The organism is Verrucomicrobiia bacterium (assembly GCA_035495615.1).
GTDB lineage: Bacteria > Omnitrophota > Omnitrophia > Omnitrophales > Aquincolibacteriaceae > DATJFP01.
On the sequence record DATJFP010000040.1, the window covers coordinates 1 to 7101 of the forward strand.

Annotated in this window: 9 protein-coding genes and 1 pseudogene; all 10 read right to left on the reverse strand. The window is 60.2% G+C overall.

The annotated features are described in order from the left end of the window. A partial coding sequence (locus VL688_05515; protein HTL47504.1) for a hypothetical protein occupies positions 1 to 340 on the reverse strand: 340 nt, incomplete at its 3' end. After that, positions 337 to 1191, reverse strand: coding sequence for a slipin family protein (locus tag VL688_05520; GenBank protein HTL47505.1), 855 nt, complete (start codon positions 1189 to 1191; stop codon positions 337 to 339). The genes VL688_05515 and VL688_05520, both read right to left, overlap by 4 nt. Positions 1192 to 1218: 27 nt before the next feature. Further along, the gene (locus tag VL688_05525; GenBank protein HTL47506.1) at positions 1219 to 1995 is read right to left on the reverse strand and encodes a class I SAM-dependent methyltransferase; all 777 of its coding nucleotides are present in this window, start codon (positions 1993 to 1995) and stop codon (positions 1219 to 1221) included. Between the two features lie 67 nt (positions 1996 to 2062). Next, positions 2063 to 2887: a glucose 1-dehydrogenase gene (locus VL688_05530; protein ID HTL47507.1), complete on the reverse strand. Its 825-nt coding sequence runs from the start codon at positions 2885 to 2887 to the stop codon at positions 2063 to 2065. After that, positions 2884 to 4356, reverse strand: a complete 1473-nt coding sequence (locus VL688_05535) for a cytochrome P450 (protein ID HTL47508.1) — start codon at positions 4354 to 4356, stop codon at positions 2884 to 2886. The genes VL688_05530 and VL688_05535 overlap by 4 nt, the downstream gene beginning before the upstream one ends. A gap of 203 nt (positions 4357 to 4559) precedes the next feature. Beyond that, entirely contained in the window at positions 4560 to 4973 is a 414-nt protein-coding gene (locus tag VL688_05540; protein ID HTL47509.1) for a CBS domain-containing protein, read from the reverse strand. Positions 4974 to 5058: 85 nt separating this feature from the next. Beyond that, positions 5059 to 5444 (reverse strand): annotated as a pseudogene (locus tag VL688_05545) (pyrimidine dimer DNA glycosylase/endonuclease V). Positions 5445 to 5488: 44 nt separating this feature from the next. Then, entirely contained in the window at positions 5489 to 5857 is a 369-nt protein-coding gene (locus VL688_05550) for a hypothetical protein (protein ID HTL47510.1), read from the reverse strand. 15 nt (positions 5858 to 5872) lie between these two features. Continuing rightward, a complete protein-coding gene (locus tag VL688_05555; GenBank protein ID HTL47511.1) occupies positions 5873 to 6238 on the reverse strand; it encodes a hypothetical protein in 366 nt (121 codons plus the stop codon). Between the two features lie 30 nt (positions 6239 to 6268). Beyond that, positions 6269 to 6997, reverse strand: a complete 729-nt coding sequence (locus VL688_05560) for a sulfite exporter TauE/SafE family protein (protein HTL47512.1) — start codon at positions 6995 to 6997, stop codon at positions 6269 to 6271. Positions 6998 to 7101: the final 104 nt, after the last annotated feature.

Below are 7101 nucleotides of genomic sequence, written 5' to 3' on the forward strand. Positions count from 1 at the left end.
AGTTGCCGGACACGCCCCAAAAAGAACAGTGGACCGCGATCACGACGCGGATGTTGTGCGTCTCGCAGAATTTGAGGACCTCGTGCAGGCCGTTCTTCATCAGGTTCTCGTCGAGGCGCCCTTCTTCCGGCTCCCATTCCGCCCACGGAAGCGCGATCATCACCGCATGGATGCGGTCGAAATCGAAACGGTAAAAATCTTTCAGCGCCTGCGCCGGGTATTCCCATTTCGAACGGTTGTACTTGATGCCGACCTGCGCGGCTTGGGCCGGGCCGCCCTGAGCCGCGAAAACCAAAACGAGAATCGCGGCAAAATGCGCCGGCCTTAACGGGAGACTCATTGCTTTTTCTTGATGAACTGGCCGAGCTGGTCCACGGCATCCATGATGTTGACCGGCACCGCGATCACGACCGTATTGGAGGCCGTGGGCCCGAGTCCGTCGATCGACTGCAGGGTGCGGAGCTGCATGGCGCCCGGGCTTTCGGCCATGGTGCGGGCCGCGGCCGCGAGGTTGAGCGCCGCTTCCTTGTCGCCCTCGGCTTTGGTGATCGTGGCGCGTTTCTCGCGCTCAGCCGACGCCTGGCGCGACATCATCTTCTTCAGCTCTTCGGGCATGTCGATGTCCTGCATGCGGATGCCCGTGACTTCAAGGCCCCAGTCCTGGGTATCTTTTTCCACGGTCTCCTCGATCGCCTTGCCGATCTGCTCGCGCTCGACGAGAAGCTGGTCGAGCGTCATCTGTCCCACCACGTCGCGCAGTGAAGTCTGCGCGTATTGCGAGATCGCGGTCCGGTAGTCCTGCACTTTGATGATCGCGTTCGCGGGATCGTCGACCTTGAAGAAGAGCACGCCGTTGATTTTGACGGGCACGTTGTCTTTGGTGATCACCTGCTGCGCGGGAATGTCCATCGCAAGCACGCGCATGTCGAGCAGCTTGACCTGGTCGATGAGCGGGATGATGAAGAAAAGGCCCGGGCCCTTGATGCTGCTGAATTTTCCGAGCCGGAACACCACGCCTTTTTCCCACTGGGCCGCGAGCTGGATGCCGGAAGCGATGACGATGTCGCCGAAAAGCCAGGCCATGCCCACCCAGGTCGCCATGAGCGGGTCGGTTTGCCAGACAATGTTCATCACGAACAGTCCGACGATCAGCAAAACCGTGAAAAGAAGTCCCGAAATGTAGTTCATCATAAAACGCTCCTTGTCTTGGTTAACCGCCTAAAAGGTCCGGCATTCCTCGAGATTTTTTTCCGGCGCGGGATCCGCTTTCGGCGGCGAGGTTTCCCGTCCGAAGATCCCGGCCTTCATGAAACGCGCGCGGATTTCCCAGAGGCGGCAAAAATTCCCCACGCCTTTTTTGGGAACCAGCGCGCAAAGTCCGAATTGAGGATTGAAAGAAGCCTGCCAGAACGGATGCCCCGCCTCTTTCTGGTAATCTTCGATGGCAGTCATGACGCCGTTGCGCGGGCCGCCTTCATGAACGGCATGGAAGGCCCGCGGGTTCATTCCTTCCGGACTGAGCGCGCTCCTGCCGCGCACGACGCCCTGGCGCTCGAAAGGATGGCGGAACGCTTCGGGCACGGCGGCGGGAGCGTAATAGCGGTCGCGCCTTCCGTACGGCCAGGACGTGTCATGAAAAAAAAGCGCGCCGGAATCCGCAAGAAGGCCCCGCTCGCGGATCAGGGAAAGTTCATGATAGACCGTGTACCAGTTGTGGTCGCCGTCGACCATGATCGCGTCGAACGCGTCCTTCGCGCCGAGAGCCGCCAGCATTTCAAGGCTCGTGCCGCGGCGCAGCTCCACGCGCGAATTTCCCGCGTATTTTTTTTCCAGATCGTGGACAAGGCAAGGGTCCATCACGACGATTTCTTTGAGCGCGGGAATCCGGAGCAGAGCATCGGTCACGGCGCCTTCGCCCGCGCCGATCTCGCAGACACGGCGGCAGCGGTGGTCCTGCAGATAAGAACGGAGGATGAGCTCGAAAAGGAATTTCATCGTGTGCTTAATCTAGCACGTTTGAGGACGGACGCAAGCTTCGCAGGGAAGGTTTCGCGCCCGGAACCTAGCGGGCGAGATAGCCGCCGTCGACGACCAGGGCATGCCCCGTTATAAAGGAAGCCTGGTCCGAGCACAGCCAGACCGCGGCCGCGGCCGCTTCTTCGGCCTTGCCGAAGCGGCCTGAGGGCAGGTCTTTCTTGATGAGGGAATAAGAAAAGCGTTTCTTGAATTTCTGGTAAAGCCGGGTGATGGCGTCGGAGCCGTCGCCCGCTTTTCCCGCGACGGCCCTGTCCAGCATGCGCGTCTCGATCATGCCCGGGCAGATCGCATTGATGCGGATGCCGGACTTGAAGTATTCCAGTGCCGCGGTTTTCGTCAGGCCGATGATGCCGTGCTTGGTCACGGCGTACGGGGCCGAACGCTTGAGGCCCGTGAGGCCCGCGACGGACGCCGTGTTCACGATCGCGCCTCCGCCGCCGCGCGTCATGGCCGGAATTTCGTACTTCATGCAAAGCCACACGCCTTTGAGATTCACGCCGAGCACGCGGTCCCATTCTTCTTCCGTGTACTCCGCGGTCTTCACGCGCCGGCCTTCGATGCCCGCGTTGTTGAACGCAAAATCCAGACGTCCGTAGGCTTGGGTCGTTTCCTCGACCATGCGCTGGACATCCGCGGCTTTGGAAACGTCCGCGCGGACGAAAACAGCCTCGCCGCCCTGCGCGCGGATGCCGGAAGCGGTTTGCTCCCCGCCTTCCGCGTCCACGTCGACGGCCACGACTTTGGCGCCGCGCGCCGCGAAGGCAAGCGCCGCCGCGCGGCCGATGCCACCCGCCGCTCCTGTGACGAGAGCCGTTTTAGTATCCCATCCGCTTGTTTCCCGCTCGCTCATGCTTGAGTTCCCCGCTCGAGCTTCACCATTTCATGCACATTGCCGCGCACCGGCACGGCGTTGTTTTCATAACGGCCGTCCTGCTCGAAAACTTTCATGGGCATGCCGCGCTTGACGCCGAGCGTCACGACCACATGCCGGTCGATGCGCGCGTCCGGAACGACCTGCAGGCGCCGGGCTTTCAAGGCCATTGCAACGATGATCTTCATCATCATGGTGGCCAGGGCCCCGCCCAGGCACGAATGAGCGCCGTAGCCGAAGGGCAGGTACTCGAAAGGCGAAGGCTGCTGGGATTCCCAGCGCTCGGGGCGGAAGCGCTTCGGATCCTCGAAGACCTGCGGTGAGCGGTGGGTGAGGTAATGGCTGTGAAAAACCGGCGTGCCTTTTGGAAGGAGATAGGGCCCGACCTTCACGTCTTTCGTGCATACACGGTAGGAATAAACCGGCGGCGGAAAAAGCCGCATGCTTTCCTTCAAGACCGCGTCGAGATAAGGAAGGGCCGCGATTTTTTCCCACGCGTCGTCCTCGAGGCCCTGCAATTCTTCGTGCAGCCGCGCGGCTTCTTCCGGATGCTGTGCCAGCAGGAAAAACGTCCACGTCAGGGCATGCGCCGTGGTTTCGAAGCTGGCATTGAACACAAAGCCGGTCAGACCGATCAATTCGTCGTCCGAAAGCCGGGGCTCGGGCGCGTCATGCGCGCTCAGAAGAAGCGACAGCACGTCGTTGCCGCCTTCGAGGCCTTTCGCGCGGCGCTTGGCGATCATGAGGCGCACCTTGGCTTCGAGTTTTTCCGCGTAGCGCAGCAGCCGGCCGTACGGCGTGAGCGGCGTATTCCAGCGCAGGACGCGGACGGACGCGGAATTGCTCATGTGATGCCACGCATCGAAACTGTCCGCCACGTCGAAGGCCGTGGGATCGTCTTCCAGGCCGAAAAGAATGTCCGCCGCGATCTGCTTGATGAGCGTTTTCATTTCCGCGCAGATGTCTTTTGTCTCGCCGGGCTTCCAGCCCGCGATCAGGCGGCCGGTCATGGCCTTCACGGAAGGAACGTATTTCACGATTTCTTTGGTATAAAAAGGCGCGGCCACGACCTGGCGCGCGCGGCGGTGCTGCTCGGCGTTCATGTTGAGGAGCGTGAGGCCGAGCCGCCACTGGGAAGAATTTTTCGGGCCCTGGAACGTGATGCCCACATTCGCAAAAGTCCCGGCGTCGCTGAGAAATTGCTGGTTGTATTCGGCGCCGATGCCGAAGACCATGCCGCGCCGGCCGCGCACGAAAAGGAAAAGGTCGCCGTACTCGCGCTGAGCCCGCGACATGTAGGCAATGGGGTCGGCCAAAAAAGAAAAAAGGTTTCCCCGCCATCCGACAAAAGGCATGGGCGGCGGGCCCGGCATTTGTTCGATGGGAATCAAGGAAACAGGCGTCTCGGACGGCGCGGTAGACCTGGGGGCGGACACAGATTCGGACAACGGATTCTCCTGGGTAGCGTTAGCGGGAAAAAAACGGTCCGGAGGCTCCGCGGAACGGCTTCCGGAAAGGCGTATTCTATGCCATCCCCCATGAAATGAGAACCGATTTCGGAAGGCTCCCGCCCGTCGGATTCCGCTAGGCTTGATGCCGGGCCTGGTTAGGAAAATTGCCGGCAGACTTTAGAGTGGAATAGAACTTGGCGTCAATGTTCGTGGAAGCGCTGCTGCAGGACCTTGGAAAAGGCGCGGCAGGCATCGATGGCCGTAAAAATACCGACGAGCTTCTTGTTCTGCACCACGAGCGCCGAGCCATAATGCTGCCCGGCCATTTCGTCGAGCACTTCGTGGAGCTTGGCGTCCGGCGGAACTTGATAAGGTTTTTCATGGCAGATGTCCGCAAGCTTGAGAAGCTGGGGGCTCGAGCCCACGAGGCCGAGCGCCATTTTCACATCGCGGTCGGACACGATGCCGTACAAAACGCCGTCTTTCATGACCGGCAGATGGCGGATCTTCAATTTCTGCATCAGGGCTTCGGCCGCCTCGACCGATTCTCCCGCTTCTAGGGTCTTGGGCTCACACGACATGTATTTTTGAATGATGGGCTCTTCTTTGCTCATACGTTCTCCGGAAAGTTAAAAGCGGTTGAGGCTCTTAAAATGTCGTCATTCCCGGCAGGATATTCAGTGGAATTTAAAGAGGAGACTATCGGGCCCGCTCCCAGGCTTCGAGAGAGCCGGGCTTGACGCGAAACAGCGGATGCGGATCGAGCCGCGCGCGCCTTGCTTTGGCGAAACCGCGCGGGGTCGCGCTTTTTCAATTTCAGGCGCAGCCATTGCCATTCGTACCGCATCTGGCCGCGGGTGACGAAGAGTTTCGAGCGGGAATTTTTTCCCGGGATCTTCGTCCGGTCGAAACAGTATCCCCGCCGGCACGCTTCTTCCCAGACTTCATATTAAATAGGAAGCGATCACGGCCTGCGGATCTGCGGCGGCCCGGAAACGGTCCAGCTGCGGGTGGTGCTTGTGGCCGCGCGTCCTGCCGCGCAGGGCTTTCTGGGCGAGAAGGCCTTCGCGCCAGAGCGCGACCATGCCCTTGGCATCGAGTTATTTGGGATGAAGGCTCCAGAGCCGCATCAACCCTGTTTGAGCCAGTCGATGGCGGCCACGATGTCGTTGTAGAAAACGCGGTGATCGCCTTCGGCGAACGCAAGCCGCGCGAGATAAGCAAGCCGGCTGTTCGGCACGACGATGGCGCGCCTGAGCTTCACGCCCATTTCTTCGTCGAGCTTCCACTGCGCAAGAGGCACTTCCACGGGCGGGGCTTCCATTTCGAGCGCGTCGTAAAGGACTTTGCGGCGGTCCGTGTCGTTGACCAGGACAAGCACCTGTTCATGGCAGGCGCGCAAAAGTTCGGCCGTGGGTTCGCCGCGGACACGCGCGACGATCAGCTCCCCCACGATCTCGACCCACAGCTGTCCCCGCAGATAAGTTTCTTTTTCCAAGGCCTTTTCCTCCCTTTACACTTCCTGCAGGCGCGCTTCCGCTTCTTTGCGCGAGGCCACGGTGAGGAATTTCACGCGGGGCGAATAGTGAAACAGCGACATGATGTTGAAGCCGATGTCCTGAGAAGGCTCGACCACGACCCGCACGATATCCGTCACGCCCCGGTCATCGAAAAATTCCATGGTGTGTTTGATGAAGTCTTTCAGTTCCGGATCAAAAGACTGCACCTTGGACATGTCCGTCAGCAATTTAAAACCCCCTTGCTTCGGAACGACCTTTTCGACCTGCGCAAAAAAGGGCCCGGCTTCCGAGGCGTCGACTTTGCCCGCGAATTCGATGACCACCGTATGAGTTTTGGAATCGTAGAAGGTGCTGATCATGGTTCACCTTAATCCCAAACCGGAGGCCTGTCAATCGTGGAAAGCCTGAATCAGCGTGAAAAGGCCGAGCAAAACGACGATTCCCGAAACCAGGCGTTTGAAAATTTTTTCCGGGATCCAGGACAGCAGAAAAGTGCCCGCCAAAGTCCCGGCCAGGGTGCCCAGGCTCATGACGAGAATCAAGGGCCAGAGGTGCAGCAGCCTGCCGCGTTCGATGAAAAAATAAACCGGCATGCGGGAGACATCGACGATCAGGCCGACCGCGGTCGCTGTGGCGACGTAAGACTCTTTGGAAAGGTCGAATCCCAGCATGGCCGCGGAACGGATGCCGCCCTGGTTGCCGACGAGTCCGCCGAAAAATCCAGACAGCGCGCCGGCAAACCACGCCACGCGCCCCTTGAACCGCATTTTCTCCGAGCTTCCGGTCACGCCCAACGTTCCCGCGAAAACCAGAATGCCTCCGAGGATGGCCGCCATCCCCGGCGAAGAAATAAAAGCGTGGAAGACGGCGCCTGTCAGCCCTCCCAGCGCGCTCAGGACGCCGAAGTGAACGAGAGTCTTGCGGTCGATGTGCGCCTTCAGCCGCCAGAAACGCAGGGCCGTGCCGAAAAAATGCGCGATGGAAACCGCGGCCACGGCAAGATTGGCGCCGTAGCCGACGGTGAGAAAAGGCGTGAGCAGGCTGCCGATGCCGAAGCCCGCGATGGAAGCGACGGCGCCCGCGATGACGGCAAGAAGGGCCGCGAAAAGCTCAGGCATTTTTCCGCACCCTCGAAACGAGCCATGCGGCCCTGGTTTTGCTCAAGGCCATGACGGCGGCCGCCGACACGCAGAAAATCAGGACCGGAAAAAAAATCTCCCAC

Coding starts and splice junctions, on each gene's coding strand:
- VL688_05520 (HTL47505.1), bottom strand. CDS start 1,191: ATGATGAACTACATTTCGGGACTTCTTTTCACGGTTTTGCTGATCGTC.
- VL688_05525 (HTL47506.1), bottom strand. CDS start 1,995: ATGAAATTCCTTTTCGAGCTCATCCTCCGTTCTTATCTGCAGGACCAC.
- VL688_05530 (HTL47507.1), bottom strand. CDS start 2,887: ATGAGCGAGCGGGAAACAAGCGGATGGGATACTAAAACGGCTCTCGTC.
- VL688_05540 (HTL47509.1), bottom strand. CDS start 4,973: ATGAGCAAAGAAGAGCCCATCATTCAAAAATACATGTCGTGTGAGCCC.
- VL688_05555 (HTL47511.1), bottom strand. CDS start 6,238: ATGATCAGCACCTTCTACGATTCCAAAACTCATACGGTGGTCATCGAA.
- VL688_05560 (HTL47512.1), bottom strand. CDS start 6,997: ATGCCTGAGCTTTTCGCGGCCCTTCTTGCCGTCATCGCGGGCGCCGTC.